Genomic DNA, 19,188 nt, shown 5'->3' on the forward strand with positions numbered 1-19,188 from the left:
ATACACCGATTAGCGCATCGTGTTTATCGTTACGCTGCCGTCCCACAAGCGTTTAATTTGTTGATCCGCCAGTTCGTTGGCCGCACTGCTCCAGAATGCCATTTGCCCGGGGGCCACGCTGGTAGAAAGGCGGTTAGCGTTTTGCAGGCGCCGAAGGGTCTCTCGGGCCACGGCTATGTCGGTGTTAACGACCTGGATTCCCGCCCCAGCAATGCGACGAATCACCGGTGCCAAAAACGCATAATGCGTACAGCCCAGGACAATATGATCTGCGCCTTTTTCAATCAGTGGGGCCACATAGCGGGCCACCAGTGCTTGTGTTTTTTCACTGTCCAAATCGAGCACTTCAATTTGTTCAACCAGCCCGGGGCAGGGCTGGATTTCCACACATACACTTTCTGAGAATAGCCGGCTCAAATTGTTGAAGGACTCGCTTTTTAGGGTCTGACTGGTGGCCAGTACCCCGATAACGCCACTTTTGCTTTTCAGGGCGGCGGGTTTAATGCCTGGTTCCACGCCGATGATGGGCAGGGTGTAATCGGCACGCAACTGCCGAATAGCCGAGACGGTGGCGGTATTGCAGGCCACCACGATGGCTTTCGCGTTATTGTCTATGAGAAACCGGGTAATCGTATCTGCCCGTTGCTGAATGTAATGCTCGGCCTTTTCTCCGTAGGGCGCATGAACAGAGTCCGCCACATAGAGCAGGTTTTCGTGGGGCAGCAGTTCGCGAATGCGGCGGGCGATGGACAAGCCGCCGATGCCAGAGTCGAAGACGCCAATGGGGCCGGGGTGGGTCATACGGATATTCGGGTGGGAGCGAAGAGCCAAGGATATACCAAGACGGGACGATGTAGGAGGCCTGCAGTGCCAACCTGTTGCCGCCGTAGAGCGGTAAAAAAAGGCTCCCGGAGGAGCCTCTTTTCTGCGAGCCGTCAGCGATCAGTGATCGTGACCTTCCGGGCCGTGTACGTGGCCGTGCTCTTTTTCTTCGTCGGACGCTTCGCGTACGTCAGTCACTTCCACGGCGAAGTTCAGCGTTTCACCTGCCAGTGGGTGGTTACCATCGACGGTCACTTCATCGCCATCAATGGCGGTGATGGTGAAAACGCGATCGCCCGCTTCGGTTTGCGCCTGGAACTGCATACCTGGCTGCAGGTTGTCTTCGTTGCCTTCAAAGGCAGTCTTCGGCACCTGCTGAATCAGCTGCTCGTGACGCTCGCCGTAGCCTTCTTCCGGAGTAACCGTGACATCCAGCTTGTCGCCAGAGACTTTGCCTAGCAGGGCATTTTCCAGGCCCGGAATGATGTTGCCGGCGCCGTGCAGGTACGCCAAGGGCTCGCCACGCTCAATGGAAGAATCGATGGTTTCACCGGCGTTGTTGGTCAGGGTGTAGTGGATGGACACTACGGCATTTTCAGAAATTTGCATGGAAACCCTTTAGGGGTAGATGAATTCGGAATAAGGAACGTGTCGGTCATGACGCTTGAGTGGCCTGACCGCGTTCTGTATTCAGGTCGGCGGACATTCTAACAAGACCGGCAAGGGCCTGACCAACTGGAGCTAGCCTGGCCCGACGGGCGTTAGGAGGAGTCGCTTGCCCAGGTTGGCCCCGCATTTGCTACAGTAGCGGCATGAATGCTGATGTTTCCACCGACAATCCAGTCCTGCAGGACCGCTTCGGGCGCGCCATTGATTATGTGCGGCTGTCGGTGACGGACCGCTGTGATTTTCGCTGTGTGTACTGTATGGCGGAGGATATGACCTTTGTGCCCCGCGCTCAGGTGCTGACTCTGGAGGAGATGAATCGGTTGGCCCGGGTGCTAGTGCGGTTGGGGGTCAAGCGTATTCGGTTAACTGGCGGCGAGCCGTTAGTGCGCCGTGATGTGGCGCATTTGGTGCGCGATATTGGTGCCATTGAGGGCCTGCGTGAACTGAATATGACCACCAATGGGGCTGGGCTGACTCGGCACGCGGTGGCCCTGAAGGCTGCCGGGCTCAATCGGCTCAATATTAGCCTGGATTCGCTGGATCCGGAGCGATTCAAGGCGCTTACCCGTACCGGGAATTTGGCTCAAGTGCTGGCAGGAATCGATGCGGCCAGGGCCGCCGGTTTTGAACGCATCAAACTCAACAGCGTGATCATGCGAGGCCGTAATCACGATGAGGTGCCGGCGCTGGTAGATTTCGCTCTAGCGCGGGGCTTGGATATTTCCTTTATTGAGGAGATGCCTCTCGGGCAGATCACCGAACACGACCGGGAACTGGCCTTTGTGTCCTCGGCGGAGCTGCGTGAACAGCTGTCTGCACGGCTTGAATTGGTGCCGCTGGCAGAAAAAACAGGAGGGCCGTCACGCTACTGGCAAGCGCCCGGGAGTAACAGTCGCATCGGCTTTATTTCACCCCACTCACAAAACTTTTGCCATTTGTGTAATCGAGTGCGGATTACGGCCGAGGGGCGTATGCTTTTGTGCCTAGGCCATGAGCACAGTGTGGATTTACGCACGGTGCTGCGCGCCTATCCGAATGACGATACCCCTCTTCGCGAAGCCATTGTGGGTGCCATGGCGATCAAGCCCGAGCGCCACGACTTTAACCTGGAGCCGGGTGAGCAGCTGGTACGGTTTATGAATATGACAGGGGGCTAGCGCGCCGATAGGTTGCGGGCTGCCTGTAGAGTGAATGCGCAAAAAAGCGAGAAACGATGAAATCCCTACCTGATTTGTTTTCCAACAACGAAAAATGGCGCCACGAAATCGAAGAGCGCCACCCCGGGTTTTTCAAAGCCCTGGGGGCGCAACAGAACCCTGAATATTTGTGGATCGGTTGTGCGGACTCCCGGGTGCCTGCCAATGAAGTGGTGGGCATGATGCCCGGTGAGCTATTCGTTCATCGCAATGTGGCTAACCTGGTTAACCATACGGATTTGAATCTGCTGTCGGTGTTGCAGTTCGCCGTGGATGTTTTAAAGGTGAAACACATCATGGTGGTGGGCCATTATGGATGTGGTGGAGTGAAGGCCTCCATGGAGGATGAGCCCCATGGCTTGATCGATAATTGGCTGCGCCAAGTGCGTGAACTGTACTTGCGTAATCGCAAGAACCTGGCCGGGCTCGATGACCAGGCACGCTTGGACAAGATGTGCGAATTGAACGTTGCTCGGCAGGTAATCAATGTGTCGAATACCACGGTGGTGCAGGAAGCTTGGCGCCGTGATCAGGCGTTGACCATTCACGGCTGGATTTACGGTATCGGTGATGGCCATCTGCGGGATCTGGATATTCAGATTCAGGACAACAGCGAGCTGCGCACTCTGGAAACTGAAGAATACGATAGCTGTTCAGGCTAAAGCTACAAACAGCTCGATAGGAAACTGGAACGTTTCCCCGTCTGTTTTTTTACCGAGCACCTGTCGCCGCTCCCTTCCAGAGGGAGGATGTCGCGGTTGCCCGAAACGTTAGAGGGGCAAATTCCAGGATCGAAATTTGCCCCTTCGGTCGCTTACTCTGCGAGGCTCGCTTGCCGGTAAGCTTGTCGATATCAGAACCAGATGCGCAGCCCGGCGACGATGATGCCCTGTTCGGTTTTCTCGCCATTGGCCTGCGCTATGTCGGCGGTGTCGCCGTATAACTTTTCCCAATGCACACCGATATACGGTGCGATTTCTCGGCGAATTTCGTAGCGTAATCGCAGGCCTGCTTCGATATCCGTCAGGCCGTTACCGATACCCCGTTTGTCGTCGTCCTTGCCGTAGAGGTTGGTCTCTAGGTTGGGAACCAGGACCAGCCTCTGGGTAAGCATCAGCTCGTATTCCGCTTCTATGCGCAGGTTGGTTAGGCCGTCTTCGCCTACAAACAGGTTGGCATCGACCTCGAACCAATACGGCGCAATGCCTTGTACTCCTACGCTGACCCAGTCGCGACTGGGGTCGTTCGGCTGCCAGTCCCGGCGTACCCCTAATTGCCCGTCCCAGAAGGGGGCGAAGGCGTGGTTCCAGGCCAGGCGGGTCTCTGCGCTTTCGGTGCTGGGGTCTTCGTCATCGTGCTCCGGCACCATCAATCGCTCTCCTTCTGTGGAGAAGAATAGCTTGTTGATGTCGCCGCCATGCCAGGCGCTGGCTTCCCAGGCCATCACGGTGCCGTCGTCGCTATCGCGGGCTTCCAGCTGGTCGACGATTATGCGGGTGAAGCGTGGTTCCTTTTTATTCATAGCCGTGGCCGGTGAGGCGGTGGCAAGGATGACGATACTGGCAAGAAAAGTGAGCGATTTTTTCATGGTTGCTTCACTCCGTTCATGCGGTGGGCCCCATGCATTGCGTGGTCGCCGTTGGGCGCTGGCGGGTGGGCGTTTTCAACCACACGAACCTCGCGGAACATGCCGGCCTCCATGTGGTAGAGAAGGTGGCAATGATAGGCCCAACGCCCGAGCGCATCAGCGCGTACTAGGTAGCTGAGTTTTTCGCCCGGTTTGACGGTAATGGTGTGCTTGCGCAGCAGTTTGCCTTCCCCCAGTTCCAGGTCACTCCATAGTCCGTGTAGGTGGATGGGGTGGGTCATCATGGTGTCGTTCACCAGGGTGATGCGCACCCGCTCGTGGTGGAACAGCGTCAAGGGCACGGAGTCGGCAAATTTAATGCCGTTAAAGCTCCACATGTAACGGTCCATGTTACCGGTCAGGTGCAATACAATTTCCCGGTCCGGATGAAGACTGTCGATAGGGGTGTTGTTGGGCGTGTCGCTCAGGGTTTCTAGATCTGCATAGGTGAGCACTTTCCAGTCCCGGTTGCGCAAGCCAATGCCTGGGTCGTTAAGCATCGCCCCCGGCGCCATGACGCGCATGTCGACACCGGGGCCGAATTCGCTGGCTGCATGTTCGATGGCGCTGTTGCGCGGCGGTAAATCCGGGTTGTTGTCGTTAACGGCAAAGGGCACGGGCTTGGTGTCGCTGTGGCCCATGGTGTGGTGATCCATGCTGTCCATCTTCATGTCGGCGTGGGTCATATCGCCATGGTGCATATCGCCATGGTGCATATCACCGTGGGCTCTTCCCTTTGCATTCATTGACGGCGAACCCATGGCGCCCATGCCCATTTCGGTATGGCCTAACGGTGGCGGTGCATCCATGTTCGGGACCGCGGCAGTCATGGCGGGGTCCGGGGTCAAAGTGCCGCGGCTGAAGCCACTCCGGTCGATGCTCTGTGCGAATAGGGTGTACGCCCGGTCTGCTCGGGGCGCCACGATTACGTCTAAGGTTTCCGCTACCCCTAGCCTGACTTCATGGAAGTCCACCGGTTTTACCGGTTGGCCGTCCATGGCGACCACGGTCATGTCCAGGCCCGGGATGCGAATATCAAAGAAGGTCATGGCACTGGCGTTGATAAAGCGCAGGCGGATACGTTCGCCGGGCTTGAACTGGCAGGTCCAGTTGTCGGCAGGGCTTTGGCCATTCATCAAGTAGGTGTAGGTATAACCCGTCACATCCGCCAGGTCGCTTTGGCTCATGCGCATGGTGTTCCACATGTGGCGGTCTTTGAGTGTGTCGATAACACCTTTTTTGCGAAAGTCGCGCAGGGTGTCGAACACGGTGCGTTCATTGAAATTGTAGTAGTGGCTGAGCTTTTTCAGCGTGGCATACACATGGTGAGGATCTTCATCGCTCCAATCGGAGAGTAGAATCACCTCGTCTCGGTCAACCGTGTGCCGATCCGGTTCGCGCGGATCAATAATGATGGAACCATAAATTCCCGTTTGCTCCTGAAAGCCGGAATGGCTGTGATACCAGTAGGTGCCACTTTGCTTCACCGGAAAGCAATAGGTGAAGGTTTCACCGGGGGCGATACCGTCGAAAGACAATCCCGGCACGCCGTCCATTTCGAAGGGAAGTAGCAGGCCATGCCAGTGAATGGAGCTGGTTTCCGGTAACAGGTTGGTCACTTTGATCGTGACGGTGTCGCCTTCTTTCCAGCGCAGGGTAGGGCCGGGAATGCTGCCATTGATGGTGGTGGCCGGGCGAGCCTTGCCGGTGATATTGACATCGGCGCCGCCAAGCGTGAGGTGGAAGGTGTTGCCGGTAAGAACCGGTGCACCGGTGTGGCCCTGGCTGGCCAGTAGCTGACGGGCGTTAAGACCTACGCCGAGGCCAGCGGCACCCAGTGCTAGGCCCTGCACGAAACGGCGCCGTGGCAGAGAAATCTGCGATGGTGTTTTCATTTCCGTAATCCTGTTCGTTTGAGAAAGAGGTCAGCTCAAATGAACAGGGAGGGTGGGCGTAACGGCAACCGGTGGATGCCCGCGTGAATCGCACTGATCAGCGTTGCTGTGGCCGGGGGTGTAGAGAGAAAGGTGTCGCCATGAAACAGCGTATCGCTGGCGGCGGTGATTTGGCAGAGGGTAATGCACTGGCAGCTATCGCCGCCTGCGCAGTCTTGCATCGGCGCCATGTGGTGTTCGCTTTCCTGGGGTTCGGCCCCCTGGTGGCAAGGTGTTGTGGCGGTAGACGTCATGGCGCTGTCCGTGCCCAGCGGCATGGTCATGGTGTTGGCGGACAAGTTGGCGGACAACAAGGTGCTCACGGCCATCAGAATGATGGCGAGCAAGGAGGCAATGGCTGCCCGACGTTGTTGTTGGCGCACACTGGTCATGCCGGCATTATTAACCTTGGGGCCACCCCAAGGTCAAGCAGGCTGTTGACGACCACACTGGCGGCAATGATCACCAGCAGTATTGCGGTGGCGCGTTCCACCCAGTGGTGATGCGCTCGTAACCAGGGCAAAAGACGGCTGCGTCCCAGCAGGATAGCCACCAGCACATACCAGCCACCATCGATGAAGATGGCAGTAAGCACCATCTGTGCGCGGGCCAGTTGGCCCATGTCGGCTTGCAGAAACTGGCTGAACAGCGCGAGAAAAAACAACGCGACTTTGGGGTTAAGGAAGGCCACAAGAAAACCATCGCGGGCGGCGCCATGGTGGGCCTCCACGTTGGTATCTAAGGAGGTGGTATTAAGGGGAGTGCGGCCCGCTTGCCAGCTTTTCCATGCCATCCACAGCAGAAACAGCGCGCCGGTGAGGCTGAACAGCAGTTCTAGTTTGGGGTAACGGTGAAACAGCACGGCTAAGCCGGTGACGGTGGCGGTGGCCCAGAAACCCACGCCAATGGCATGGGCAATGGCTGCAGTGACGCCTGCTTTATGGCCGCCCAACAGGGTGTGGCGAGTGATCACGGCCAGGCTAATGCCCGGGGTTATGGCGCCAAGGGCGCAAACGCTAGCCAGCAACAGCCAGTCGTGCAAAGAGAGCATGGAGAATCTCGTTAGGGGAAAGCGGGCACTGTAACGTGTTGCTATGACAGGTTGAAGGGTTACAGACTGCAAGCGAAAAGGCACGCGAGGCGTTGGCTAGTGAGGATGTTGCCGTGCCCATATTGTCGCTTGCAGCTTGGCGGTTTTGCTCAATTCCCCGGGTGGTGGCTAAACACTTGGGCGCCGTTTTCATCGAACAGCAGCACATCATAGGCGTCTTTGCGGTCGCCCATTTCCATTCCGGGTGAGCCTACGGGCATGCCGGGCACGGTGAGGCCTTTGCCTTCGGGACGCTCTTTCAGCAAGCGATCCACGTCGCTGGCGGGCACATGCCCTTCAATGGCGTAGCCGTCGATAAAAGCCGTATGGCAGGAGCCGGTGCCGGGCAGGATGCCCGCTTTTTCTTTTATGGATTGCAGGTTTTGCTGCTCGTGGACATTCACCGTGTAACCGTTCGCTTCCATGTGTTCTACCCAGGCACCGCAGCAGCCGCAGGTGGGGGACTTATACACTTCCAATGTTTTGGTGGCATTGGCTGCGGTGGCGGGCGTTTGTTCCTGTGCCACGTCGGGCTTGGGTGGGGTGTTATCGCCGCAGGCGGCCAGCAATAGAGCGGTGAAGAGTGTGAGCAAGTATTTCATCATCGTTTCCTTCGTTGTTAATGCATCCCCCTGTTGGGGGGATTGGCCGCGATTATTCGACGATCAGTGTGCCCTGATACATCTGCATTTGGCAGGTGAAGCGGTGCTCCCCGGCGGGCACGTTATCCAGCGTTAGGGTGGTGGTTTTTCCGGTTTCCAGAAATGCACTGGTATCGAGCCCCTGAAAGATCACCTGTTCGGCACAGGGAGAGGGGTCGCGCCGATCGAAATGCAGTGTCAGAGACTGCCCGCTTTTAGCGCGAATGGATGCTGGGGTGTAGACTCCGTCTTCGACGATAATGGTGGCTTCTTGCGTGGTGGCTTGCGCGGAGTTTTTACGGTCCGATAGCCAGAACCACCAGACCACCAGGGCCATCAAAATCAGGCCGACAAGATTGACGAGAAGACTCATGGTGTCGCCTCCTGGGGTTTGCGAGCGGTGAGTATTACCGACTGTTTGTGCATGGTCTCGCCGAGCACATCGACGCTGTCTTCGGCGAAGGTGTGCAGCGGGGTGTTGGTAAAGTGGGCTTGTTCTAGGGCCTGCTGTAACTCGGGGCCGTGATAGGTGGAAAAACCGTGTTTGAACACCGCCAAGCTGGCCATGCTGTTGTGATCGCGAAAGCCCAGCACCAGAGTGCCGCCGGGGCGTAATAACAAATTCAGCACTTGCAGAGCAGGGAGCAGTGGCTGCCAGAAATAGACCACATTTATGGCAACGATGCGGTCCATACTGGCAGGAGCAAGTGGTGCTTGCGTCAGTTCGCCGTGGATGAAGGCAGCGCGAGTTTCGCCTAGGTAACGTTCGCGGGCACGCAAGACCATATCCCGAGAGGCATCTAATCCGGTGTAGTGCAGGTTGTTAGCCTGCGCTAATAAGCGAGGGAGATGGCCTGCGCTTCCCGGCCCGACTTCCAGAATCCGGTCGCCGTTAGCAGGGGCCAACGCCTGGTAGGCGGCGAGAATCACAGGGCGGTTTCGCACATCCATATTGTCTGCGACTTTGTTGCCATCTTCACCGTTAGGGTGGCGCAGTTGTGCGGCAAGTTGCTCCGGGCTCATGCGCTTGTTCCCTGATGGTGTTTGGGTTTGAAAAACCGCAATCGGTTGGCGTTGGTGACGACGGTAACCGAGCTGAGCGACATCGCGGCCCCGGCGATCACAGGGCTAAGCAGATTGCCCGTGAGTGGATAGAGGATGCCGGCGGCCACTGGTACGCCCAGGCTGTTATACACAAAGGCACCAAACAGATTTTGTTTAATGTTGCGGACTGTGGCAGAAGAAATCGCCATGGCATCGGGAACGCCGTGTAGCGAGCCTCCCATCAAGGTGATGGCCGCGGATTCGATGGCTACGTCGGTGCCGGTGCCAATAGCAAAGCCCACATCGGCCTGGGCGAGAGCGGGGGCGTCGTTGATGCCATCACCGACCATGGCCACGGTGCGCCCTTCACTCTGCAATGCCTGGATTTTTTTCGCCTTGTCTTCCGGTAGCACTTCAGCCATCACTTCATCCACCCCGGCTTGTTCGGCAATGGCGTTGGCGCTGGCGGCAATGTCGCCGGTAATCATGATGACCTTTAATCCCTGATCTTTCAGGCGGGCGATGGCGGCTTTGGAATCGTCCTTGATACGATCCGCGACGCCGATGATGCCGAGCAGGGTGTTCGCTTCAGACAAAAACAGCGGCGTGACGCCCTTGTCGGTGAGAGAGGTGCTATCGAGGTTGATGTTTACCCCTTCGCTTTCTAGCCAGCGGCGGTTTCCTAGTCGATAGGTTTTGCCCTGGATGGTGGCGGTAACCCCCTTGCCGTTTAAAGCCTGGAATTCACTGGCGCTATCCAGTGATAGCTCTCGCTGCTTGCTCTCGTTGAGAATCGCCGTGGCCAGCGGGTGCTCCGACCCGCTTTCCACGCTGGCGGCAAGGGTTAGCACGGTGTCTTCTTGCTGGCCCTCATTGCAGGCGATATCAGTGACGGCAGGTTTGCCTTCGGTGATGGTGCCGGTTTTGTCGAGGACAATGGTGTCCAGCTGGCTGCTAGTTTGTAGCGCTTCGCCCTGGCGAATCAGAATGCCGTATTCGGCGGCCTTGCCGACGCCCACCATCACCGACATGGGCGTGGCCAGGCCCAGTGCGCAGGGGCAGGCGATAATCAATACAGTGGTGGCGCTGATCAGCATATGGGTTAGCCGCGGTTCCGGGCCCACGTTGAACCACACCAGTGCCGCCGCGATGGCGATCAGCATAATGGTCGGGACAAAAATGGCCGACACCTGATCGGCAAGTCGCCCGATGGGTGGCTTGCTGCCTTGGGCTTTTTTTACCAGTGCGACGATGTGTGAAAGGGCGGTGTCTTTGCCGACGGCCGTGGCGGTATAAAGTAGCGTGCCGGCTTCGTTGAGTGTGCCGGCGCTGACCTTATCACCAGGGGCTTTATTCACCGGCATGGGTTCACCGGTGAGCATGGATTCATCAATGCGGCTTTCGCCTTCTTCCACGGTGCCGTCCACAGCAATTTTTTCGCCAGGGCGAACCCGCAATTGATCGCCGGCCTGAACTTGCTCCACCGGGATATCCTGTTCCTCGCCATCGCGGATGACCCGTGCAGTTTTGGCGCCCAAATCCAGCAACCGTTTTACCGCGGCGCTGGTCTTGCCGCGGGCGCGAACTTCCAGTGCCTGGCCAAGATTGATGAGGCCGATAATCATGGCGCTGGCCTCAAAATACACATGGCGGGCGGCTTCCGGCAGGGCGCCGGGCAGTAATACCACCACCATGGAATACAGCCAGGCGGCACCGGTGCCCAGTGCGATCAGGGTGTCCATGTTGGCGTTATGGTTGCGAAAGGCTTTCCAGGCGCCGACGAAAAAGTGTCGGCCGGCGGTGGCCAGCACCGCGAGGGTGGCAACACCGATACCCAGCCATACCCATTGGCTGGTTTCACCGGGGCGAACCATCATGTCACCACCGAGCAGGCCCCAGGCCATTAGTGGCACGCCCAGCCCAAGCCCTAGCCCCATGTGCCGCAGCAACTGGTGGTAATGTGCCCGCTCTTTGGCTTCCTGCTCTCCGTTATCCTCCTCGCGGGCTTCGCTGGCACCATAACCCGCGTCTTCTACCGCTTTAATGAGGGATGCGGTGCTGGCGGAGCCGCTCACCTGAGCGGTGCGGTCGGCAAAATTCATATCCGCACTGTCGACCCCGGGTGTGTCACGCAGGGCGCTTTCGATGGTGCGCACGCAGGACGCGCAAGTGGCGCCGCTGATATTTAGCTGTATTGATTGCGGCTCCTGGGCGATCGGCTTGCTGGCGGTGTTGTCATGGTCGGCAGGATTATTGTGTTCATGGTGAGCATCATCCGGGTTTACGCCGTAGCCGGCTTGTACCAGCGCCTCTTGAAGCGCACTGTGCGAGGCGGTGCCGGTGACGGACACCTGCTGGGACTCCAAATCCACCGTCACACGCTCCACGCCGGTGAGTGCTTCCAGTGCAGCGGTGATGGTGCGGCTGCATCCTTTGCAGGTCGCGCCGCGAATGGGCAGAGTTTGGGTGCGCGCTTGCGTCGACATGGAGGCTCCTGTGAAGCAGTTGAATCCCTGGGTGTCGTGTCAGGTTATTATTGTGACACCTGTGGGTAACCCCAAGGTCAACCGCATGCTACAAATTGCTGGTTGCATTGAAAATTTTTATAAAAACGTCATAAAAGTGGAACCATAACCATGCAGATCGCTCAATAAGAGCACATAGTGTGCCCCATCTTGTGATGCTGAACTTTTTGATATCAGTGAGGACGATTTATGTTTAAGAAAACACTGCTTATGTCAGGTCTTGCTCTTGCCGTTTCTGGTCCCGTCATGGCTGCGCAACAAACTACCGCTGTTCGCGATAACGGTTTCTCCTACAGCTACGGGCAATTGGCTTATGACCGTTGGGACCTGGATAACGATGTGGACGTGGATGCACTGAGTGCTGAAGGTTCTTTTGCGTTGGATGAGCATCTGTTTCTGCGTGGTGCTTTAGGCTTCTTCGATGGTGATTACGGCCACAATGGCGATCTCGACGGTACCCGTTTGTCCGGTGGTGTCGGTTTCCATACACCGCTGCAGCGTGGTCTGGATTTCGTTGGTAGCGCCGATATTATTTACGATGACCGTGATTATGATCCGGGCCGCTCCGATGACGAAATAGGTTTCGAGCTGCGTGGTGGTGTGCGTCATGCCACTACCGAGAAGTTGGAGTTGTCCGCGGGTTTGGCCTACCAGGACCTCTATGATGATGACTTGGGTGTTTATGGCCAGGGTCTGTTCAAGGTGAGCCAGGCGGTGGATTTGGGTGCACGAGTCATTGTTGGTGGTGATCGTGATACCTACGGCGTCTTCGGTCGCTATAACTTTTAAGGTCGATTGTTTGGCTTGGATGCAAAAAGCCCCGCCGCGTGAGACGTCGGTGGGGCTTTTTTGTGGTGGATTAGCGACAAGTTGCAAGCTACAGCATGGATAAAAGCCTTGGCTTGATTTGGCGTTGTGCCCGCGCGCCCCTCTTCTTTTGTGGTTTGTGGTTTGTGGTTTGTGGTTTGCGGGCTTTCAGTTTCGTGGACCGATTTTAGCCGAAGGCACTGGCGTCTAAGGCCGTAAGCCGGGGGCTATCTTGGTGCTGGACGTCGCATTATTCCTTTGAGATTAACTCGACCTACTTTTGCTTGTGTCAGGTAGCGGGCGGGTGAAACTCACTGTGCTGAGCCAGGCTTGGATCGGAGCCCAGCCCTTTTCTTCGCTGTGCTTGATAGCATCGGCAATGCCCGGGTTGATCTGATCCCAGCGGGCCAATGCGTCGGGGTCCATGGTCTGCACGCCCGCAAGCAGGTTGGTGTTATTGAGGGCAGCGCTAAGTTCGGGAATTAGTAGCCCGCTTTCTTGTTCATCGGTTGAGTTGCTCAATGGCTGCCAGTGAGCCAGGACTCCTGTCAGGCCGCATTGCAGCGCTAGCTGATTCAGCGGCCGATTCAACGATAGCTGCTGGTGGTCGGCCACCAATTGCTCACCGGCGAGCTTCAGATATTGGCGGCGCCGAGCCGGCGCGCCCTTTTGGCCGATGAAGGAATCCAGCGCTTTGGGAGCCTCGGCAGTGCCGTTGAGTACCACTGCCATGGCGGCAAAACCGAGGCTGGCTTCCGCTGGATCGGTGGCGCCGTGCTGGCGCCGCAGGCTCTGGCGGGTCAGCTCTAGGCTTGGGTCGCTGATTAAGCCAGACTCCGGCCATTGAGGTAAGACGTCCAAGTAGCCAGGGTACAGTGGCCAGCTGTCCAGCTGAGTGAGGTTGACTTGGTGACGGGCACGTCCGTCTTGTTGGCAGGCGCGGCTGGCTAGTAATAAGTATTGGCTGGTAAAGCGCTGATACCAATGGGACAGCGCTTGGCGCAGAGCGGCCAGGTGTTGTTGATCAGGGATTCGCTCAAACTGAGCCAACGCCTGCTGCCATTCTGTGGCGGCGGTAGTAAAGCGTTCATCGGCCCTTTGTTGCCACTGTGCGGCAGGAATCTCTACTAGGTCGGTGGCGCTGGTCGGCCCGGGTGTTGTGTCAGCGTGTTCATCGATACTGCTGTCACAGGCCAATAGCAGGCTGGTTAGCAAAGCCATCAATAGAAAACGCATAAGCAATCCGGATTAACGCAGGCTGATAATGGGCCAGCCCTGTTCCCGAGCCTCACGCTCAAGAGTGCTGTCTGGGTCCACGGCTACCGGGTTGTCTACTTTACGTAGCAGTGGCAGGTCGTTGTGGGAATCGCTGTAGAACCAGCTATCTTCCAGCGTTTCATCGTTGGCTTTTAGCCACTCGGCGAGCCGCTCAACTTTACCTTCGCGGTAGCTGGGAGTGCCGGCTACGCTTCCGGTATAGCGCTCGCGGCGACACTCTGCCACGGTGGCAATCAAGTGGTCTACGCCAAGGCGCTCTGCCAGTGGGGCCGTGACGAAGTCGTTGGTAGCGGTGATGATCATTAGGGTATGGCCTTGGTCGCGGTGTTTCTGCAGCAGGGTTTCGGCCTTGGGCAGCCACATGCTGTCCAGCTTTTCTGCCAAAAACTGTTCACGCCAGAAATGCAGTTGGGCCATATCGTTATCGGCCAGCACTTTCAGAGAAAAACGCAGGTAGGCCATGATGTCCAAGCGGCCATGCTGGTAGTCCACGTAAAATTGGTCGTTGGTTTCTTTATAAAGCTGGGCGTCAACAATGCCTTTCTCTACCAGCCAGTCTCCCCACAGGTGGTCGGAATCGCAGCCAATCAGGGTGTTGTCCAGGTCGAAAATCGCGAGTGTCATGGCCTCTCCTTACGTGAAGAGCTCATTTTATGCGAAGCAGATGACAAGTCATACCGGTGGATTCATCACGCTCTACATTTGGTTTGGTGTGTTTGTTGCAGGGTTGTGCATTGATCGCAGGTTGCCCGGCAAGGTTTAATGGGCTGATAAGGAGCCAGAGTCCACGATTGCGCGAGGCTCGAAGGGACAAGATGACAGGCATTATTGATGACAAAGGATTTCGGCTGAATGTCGGAATTATTATTGCTGGCCAAGATGGTCGGGTGTTCTGGGGTCGCCGGGTTGGCAACCGCGATGCCTGGCAATTTCCGCAAGGCGGCATGATGCCGGGGGAAACCCCGGAAGAAACACTGTTTCGTGAACTGGAAGAAGAGGTGGGTCTGCTTCCTGAGCATGTGCATATCGTCGCCAGTACCGAAGGTTGGCTGACCTACCGGTTGCCACGTCGCTTTTTGCGCCGGCCTCGTAACCGCCCCCATTGCATCGGTCAACGCCAGAAATGGTTTTTACTGCAGCTGACAGCGGGAGAAGAAGCGATTGACCTGTTTACCAGTAATAGTCCGGAGTTTAAGGACTGGCGCTGGGTAAACTACTGGTACCCGATACAGAAGGTGGTGCATTTCAAACGTGGGGTCTATGCCCGAGCGTTGCGGGAATTAGCGCCGGCTCTGAAGAAAGGAAAGCGTACTCCTCATACTAATCAGACTGTGCCTGGAGACTCACCCGATGCTTGATACTCTTCGACGTATTGTTCAGGAAGTGAACAACGCGGCGGATATCCCCAGCGCGCTGGACTTGATGGCCAAGCGGGTACGCGATGCCATGGGTACAGAAGTGTGTTCAATCTACCTGCGTGATGAGGAAGAGCAGCGCTATATGCTGATGGCCTCGGAAGGGTTGAAGCGCGAGGCAGTGGGTAAGGTGAGCTTGGGCTTGTCGGAGGGCCTAGTGGGGCAGGTTGGTTTGCGTGAAGAGCCCATCAACCTGGAAGATGCCTTTACCCACCCCAAATTTCATTACCTGGCGGGAACCGGGGAAGATGCGTTCCACGCTTTCCTGGGCGTGCCGGTGATGCACCATGGCAAGGTGCTGGGGATCATGGTGGTTCAGCAGCGCGATGTGCGCCGCTTTGACCAGAGTGAAGAAGCCTTCCTGGTGACTATTTCTGCCCAATTATCAGCGGTGATTGCTCATGCCCATGCCTCGGGTGTGCTATTTGACCAGCTGGGTGGCGGCGCGGATCTTCCTAGTTTTTACGACGGGCTGCCGGGGTGCCCTGGCGCGGCTATTGGTTACGGCGTTCTGTTGTTTCCCGAGGCGGATTTGGCGTCGGTGCCGGACCGAGACGTTGAGGATGTGAGCGAAGAAATTTCCCGCTTGGACGATGCCCTGGTACGGGTGCGTCAGGAAATTCGTGATTTGGCCGAGCGGGCTTCCCGATCTCTGGGGGCTGAAGAGCAGGCGCTGTTTGATGTGTACCTGCGCATGCTGGACCGTCATGCTTTGCCCGCGGAAGTTATTGCGGCCATTCGTGAAGGGCAGTGGGCCCAGGGTGCGTTACGTACAGTGATCGATGTCCACGTGCATAATTTCGAAATGATGGACGATCCGTACCTGCGTGAACGAGCTGCAGACGTGCGTGATTTGGGCCGCCGAGTGCTGGCTCAGCTGCAAAGCCAAACTCGCCGCCATATTATTTTTCCAGACGAATGCATTCTGCTCGGTGAAGACATTTCCGCTCCCATGTTGATGGAAGTGCCCCGTGAGCGGGTGCGCGGGATTGTTACTACCCGTGGCTCGCGCAATTCGCATATGGCCATTGTTGCGAGAGCTATGGGCATTCCCACGGTGGTGGGTGCGCAGAATTTGCCGCTGAAAAAAATGGATGATAAGGAAATCATCGTTGATGGTTTTCGAGGGCGGGTGGTGGCCAATGCCTCGGCGGAGCTTAAACAGCAGTTCCAGGAAATTATCGCAGAGGAAGAGAGCCTCCAGGCGGGTTTAGAAAAGCTGCGTGACGAGCCAGCGCAAACCTTGGACGGTACGCGCATCACGTTGCAAGTGAATACTGGGTTGATGACCGATATCAACCGGTCACTGGAACGGGGCGCGGAAGGGGTGGGCCTGTACCGGACGGAAATTCCATTTATGGTTCGTGACCGGTTTCCGTCGGAAGAAGAGCAGCGAGTGATTTATCGTGAGCAGCTGGCGGCATTTGCTCCGCACTCGGTGACCATGCGCACCCTGGATATCGGGGGCGATAAGTCGCTGAGTTATTTCCCTATAGAGGATGAAAACCCTTTTCTGGGCTGGCGCGGCATCCGTGTCACCCTAGATCACCCGGAAATTTTCATGGTGCAGGTGCGTGCCATGATCAAAGCCAGTGAAGGCCTGGACAATCTGCGCATTATGCTGCCCATGATTACCAGCGTGATTGAAGCGGAAGAAGCGCAACACCTGATCCATCGTGCTTGGCTTGAGGTTCGTGACGAGGGGTTGGATGTATCCATGCCGCCGGTGGGTGTGATGATCGAAGTGCCGGCCTCGGTGTACCAGGCTCGGGCGCTGGCCCAACGGGTGGATTTTTTGTCCGTTGGCACCAATGACCTGACCCAATACCTGTTGGCGGTGGACCGCAACAACCGGCAGGTGGCATCACTCTATAATTCCTATCACCCGGCGGTCCTGCATGCATTGATGCATGTGGTAGAGCAGGCTCGAGAAGAACACACTCCCGTGTCGGTTTGTGGTGAGATGGCAGGGGAGCCTAGCGCCGCCCTGCTGTTAATGGCCATGGGGGTGGATGTGCTGTCCATGAATGCGTCCAACCTGTTGAAGGTAAAAGCCGCTATTCGGCAAGTGGATATCAGCTTTGTTCGCCGCCTTCTCAATGAAGTGCTGGCCATGGATAACGGTGAAGTAATCGGTTCTTACGTGGATCTACAGCTCACCAAGGCTGGTCTTGGCGAGCTGTTGCGAAATCGAAAGGTGCTGGCCTGATGCGAACGCTATGCATATCGACCAATTAAATAAAACTAATCGAGAGAGCGTCATGACCGGCACCTCTCGTTGCGCTTTATCGATAGATGGGCACGCTCCTTTAACATCGCGTTGTGCCTCGAATGGGTGGATTACGAACCATCCGCAAAGGTTGATCGTGCAAGGAGCGTCTTGAGAGCGTGCTATCGCTTGGTGAAACTCTGGCTTGGATTGCCGGCCGCGTTACCGTCCGGTTGCCACCGCTGTTCCAGCATTTGCGGCCCTTGTTTTCGGTCCAAAATCACGGCGCTACTGGCGCGGGTGCCGTAGGTTTCTGACTGGATAAAAATGGGGGCGATCAGCCTTTCAAGGTCGATGCCGACACCGGTGTCTGGCAGCTCGCTGTCGTTGGGTTGATAGCGGTCGTCAACCACCTGCAGGAGCTGTTGTAGGTTCCCACCGGCAGTAACGGCGGCGGCCAGATTCTGTTTGGCTCGCTCTACTTTGGGCCAGGGGTCGTCCAGCAGGCCGTTGCTGAGGCCATGAATGCCGGGGCGGACCGCCCTTGGTGTTGCGCCTCGGTTGCCTAAATACCAGAGGCTATCCTGTTCAGGGTCCGCGTTAACTGTGCCCACCAAAAGATTGAAGGCACCGTAGTGATGTTGTTCCTTGGCGAGGTGATGGCTGAACTGTTCTGGCGTCTGTTCCCCTTTTAGGAACGCGAAGGGTAATAGCCCGCGGGACCGTTCGCCGGGTTGGCGGTCGGTGATGGGTTCGCGATAGTTGGTAACCCCCGCGAAGCGGCCGTTACGGTGAATCCCCAGCCACGTGCCCCCGGCAGTTAGGTCTAGGCCACAAAAAATACCGTCACGCCAGCGGGCAGGTTCTGCGGGTCGCGCGTGAAACTCATCCCGATTCGCCGCCACTCTAAGGGGCGTGGCAGAGCCTGGTTGCCAGTCAAACAGTACAATGCACATTGATTTTTCCTTTCTTTGTTTCGCTCACCTGCCGTTATCCTCGCCGCTATAAAACCGCTCCAGCGCTGAGGCCCAGGGGCTTTCAGTGTCCGTCAATGAGCCCCGGCGCAAGGTGTTGAGCCGTGCTAGCATACCTGCCTTACCCCGAGTTGTGTTGGAGTGGCTGTGCTGGAACTGTTTTTGATTTGTTTGGGCGTGGGTGTGGGCGCAGGCCTGTTGGCTGGAGCGCTAGGCTTGGGGGGTGGTGTGGTTATCGTGCCTGCGCTAATTTTTCTGTTTCGTGGCCTGGGCTTTCCTGATGATCTGGTTGCCAAGATGGCGGTGGCCACATCCCTCAGTACCATCATCGTTACCTCCATCAGTGCGGTACGCGCCCATCACAAGGCCGGGTTTGTGCGCTGGCCTGTGGCGGTGCGCTTGGGGGTGGGCATTGTGTTGGGTGCTTTTGCTGGGGCGTTCATCGCCGATGCGATGAAAGGGGAACTGTTGACCCGTTTGTTTGGTCTGTTTGCCATGTTGATTGCTGTGCAGATGTTGCTGGTGGGCCGCAAGGCGCTAGATGAAAGCTTGCCGCAACGGGTGCCTGGTACCCCTGGGTTGGCACTGGCGGGAGTGCTCATCGGCACAGGGTCGTCGATTTTTGGTATCGGCGGTGGTTCGTTGACGGTGCCGTTCTTGAGTTGGTGTCGGTTGAAAATGCAGGAAGCGGTAGCGATTTCCTCCGCCTGTGGCCTGCCCATTGCCGTTGCCGGCACGCTGGGGTTTGCGGTGGCCGGCTGGAATGAGCAGCATTTGCCAGAGGGGGCCTTAGGCTATGTGTTTTTGCCTGCCTCAGTCGGTATAGTGCTCACCAGTTTCCCGTTTGCGCGCCTGAGTGCGCGGCTCAGCCATCGGCTGCCGTCCGCTACCTTGAAGAAGGTTTTCGCTCTGGTGCTTTTTGTGCTTGGCCTCAAACTGGCTTTTGGATAACAACCT

19 protein-coding genes are annotated in these 19,188 nt (G+C 57.1%); 6 read left to right on the plus strand and 13 right to left on the minus strand.

Annotated elements, in window-relative coordinates:
- Window positions 1–9: 9 nt before the first annotated feature.
- A complete protein-coding gene (murI, locus tag Y017_RS14540; protein ID WP_231483545.1) occupies window positions 10–831 on the minus strand; it encodes a glutamate racemase in 822 nt (273 codons plus the stop codon).
- Between the two features lie 111 nt (window positions 832–942).
- Window positions 943–1,431, minus strand: coding sequence for a peptidylprolyl isomerase (locus tag Y017_RS14545; RefSeq protein WP_011589637.1), 489 nt, complete (start codon window positions 1,429–1,431; stop codon window positions 943–945).
- 203 nt (window positions 1,432–1,634) lie between these two features.
- Here Y017_RS14545 and moaA point away from each other — a divergent pair, with 203 nt between their 5' ends.
- On the plus strand, window positions 1,635–2,648 hold the full coding sequence (moaA, locus tag Y017_RS14550; RefSeq protein WP_035461744.1) for a GTP 3',8-cyclase MoaA: 1,014 nt from the start codon (window positions 1,635–1,637) through the stop codon (window positions 2,646–2,648).
- Between the two features lie 56 nt (window positions 2,649–2,704).
- A complete protein-coding gene (gene can, locus Y017_RS14555; protein ID WP_011589635.1) occupies window positions 2,705–3,349 on the plus strand; it encodes a carbonate dehydratase in 645 nt (214 codons plus the stop codon).
- Between the two features lie 191 nt (window positions 3,350–3,540).
- On the opposite strand, the gene Y017_RS14560 is transcribed toward can, so the two are convergent.
- From Y017_RS14560 to Y017_RS14595, 8 genes are all read right to left on the minus strand, one after another.
- On the minus strand, window positions 3,541–4,275 hold the full coding sequence (locus tag Y017_RS14560) for a copper resistance protein B (protein ID WP_011589634.1): 735 nt from the start codon (window positions 4,273–4,275) through the stop codon (window positions 3,541–3,543).
- Window positions 4,272–6,209: a copper resistance system multicopper oxidase gene (locus Y017_RS14565; RefSeq protein ID WP_035461746.1), complete on the minus strand. Its 1,938-nt coding sequence runs from the start codon at window positions 6,207–6,209 to the stop codon at window positions 4,272–4,274. The genes Y017_RS14560 and Y017_RS14565 overlap by 4 nt, the downstream gene beginning before the upstream one ends.
- 35 nt (window positions 6,210–6,244) lie before the next feature.
- Window positions 6,245–6,640 carry a hypothetical protein gene (locus Y017_RS14570; protein WP_035461748.1) on the minus strand — a complete coding sequence of 132 codons (396 nt, stop codon included), beginning with the start codon at window positions 6,638–6,640 and terminating at the stop codon, window positions 6,245–6,247.
- Entirely contained in the window at window positions 6,637–7,299 is a 663-nt protein-coding gene (locus tag Y017_RS14575) for a LysE family translocator (protein ID WP_035461750.1), read from the minus strand. The genes Y017_RS14570 and Y017_RS14575 overlap by 4 nt, the downstream gene beginning before the upstream one ends.
- 149 nt (window positions 7,300–7,448) lie before the next feature.
- The gene (locus Y017_RS14580) at window positions 7,449–7,943 is read right to left on the minus strand and encodes a DUF411 domain-containing protein (protein ID WP_011589630.1); all 495 of its coding nucleotides are present in this window, start codon (window positions 7,941–7,943) and stop codon (window positions 7,449–7,451) included.
- 49 nt (window positions 7,944–7,992) lie between these two features.
- Window positions 7,993–8,352, minus strand: a complete 360-nt coding sequence (locus Y017_RS14585; protein ID WP_035461752.1) for a cupredoxin domain-containing protein — start codon at window positions 8,350–8,352, stop codon at window positions 7,993–7,995.
- Window positions 8,349–9,002, minus strand: a complete 654-nt coding sequence (locus tag Y017_RS14590) for a class I SAM-dependent methyltransferase (RefSeq protein ID WP_011589628.1) — start codon at window positions 9,000–9,002, stop codon at window positions 8,349–8,351. The genes Y017_RS14585 and Y017_RS14590 overlap by 4 nt, the downstream gene beginning before the upstream one ends.
- Entirely contained in the window at window positions 8,999–11,509 is a 2,511-nt protein-coding gene (locus tag Y017_RS14595; protein ID WP_035461754.1) for a heavy metal translocating P-type ATPase, read from the minus strand. Before Y017_RS14595 ends, Y017_RS14590 begins: the two co-directional genes overlap by 4 nt.
- A 228-nt stretch (window positions 11,510–11,737) precedes the next feature.
- On the opposite strand from Y017_RS14595, the gene Y017_RS14600 reads away from it, so the two are divergent.
- Window positions 11,738–12,337, plus strand: coding sequence for an outer membrane beta-barrel protein (locus Y017_RS14600; RefSeq protein ID WP_011589626.1), 600 nt, complete (start codon window positions 11,738–11,740; stop codon window positions 12,335–12,337).
- Window positions 12,338–12,619: 282 nt separating this feature from the next.
- On the opposite strand, the gene Y017_RS14605 is transcribed toward Y017_RS14600, so the two are convergent.
- Both Y017_RS14605 and Y017_RS14610 read right to left on the minus strand, forming a co-directional pair.
- Window positions 12,620–13,591 (minus strand): imelysin family protein, encoded by a 972-nt coding sequence (locus Y017_RS14605; RefSeq protein ID WP_035461757.1) that lies wholly within the window; start codon window positions 13,589–13,591, stop codon window positions 12,620–12,622.
- 12 nt (window positions 13,592–13,603) lie between these two features.
- Entirely contained in the window at window positions 13,604–14,257 is a 654-nt protein-coding gene (locus Y017_RS14610) for an HAD family phosphatase (protein ID WP_035461759.1), read from the minus strand.
- 200 nt (window positions 14,258–14,457) lie between these two features.
- On the opposite strand from Y017_RS14610, the gene Y017_RS14615 reads away from it, so the two are divergent.
- Window positions 14,458–14,991: an RNA pyrophosphohydrolase gene (locus tag Y017_RS14615; RefSeq protein WP_046962371.1), complete on the plus strand. Its 534-nt coding sequence runs from the start codon at window positions 14,458–14,460 to the stop codon at window positions 14,989–14,991.
- A complete protein-coding gene (gene ptsP, locus Y017_RS14620; RefSeq protein ID WP_011589622.1) occupies window positions 14,984–17,257 on the plus strand; it encodes a phosphoenolpyruvate--protein phosphotransferase in 2,274 nt (757 codons plus the stop codon). The genes Y017_RS14615 and ptsP overlap by 8 nt, the downstream gene beginning before the upstream one ends.
- 182 nt (window positions 17,258–17,439) lie before the next feature.
- Here the strand turns inward: ptsP and Y017_RS14625 are convergent, their stop codons facing one another.
- A complete protein-coding gene (locus Y017_RS14625) occupies window positions 17,440–18,213 on the minus strand; it encodes an NRDE family protein (protein WP_011589621.1) in 774 nt (257 codons plus the stop codon).
- Window positions 18,214–18,378: 165 nt separating this feature from the next.
- Between Y017_RS14625 and Y017_RS14630 the strand changes: the two genes are divergently transcribed.
- Window positions 18,379–19,182, plus strand: coding sequence for a sulfite exporter TauE/SafE family protein (locus Y017_RS14630; RefSeq protein WP_081424072.1), 804 nt, complete (start codon window positions 18,379–18,381; stop codon window positions 19,180–19,182).
- Window positions 19,183–19,188 lie beyond the last annotated feature (6 nt).

The organism is Alcanivorax sp. 97CO-5 (assembly GCF_000524665.1).
GTDB classification, from domain to species: domain Bacteria; phylum Pseudomonadota; class Gammaproteobacteria; order Pseudomonadales; family Alcanivoracaceae; genus Alcanivorax; species Alcanivorax borkumensis.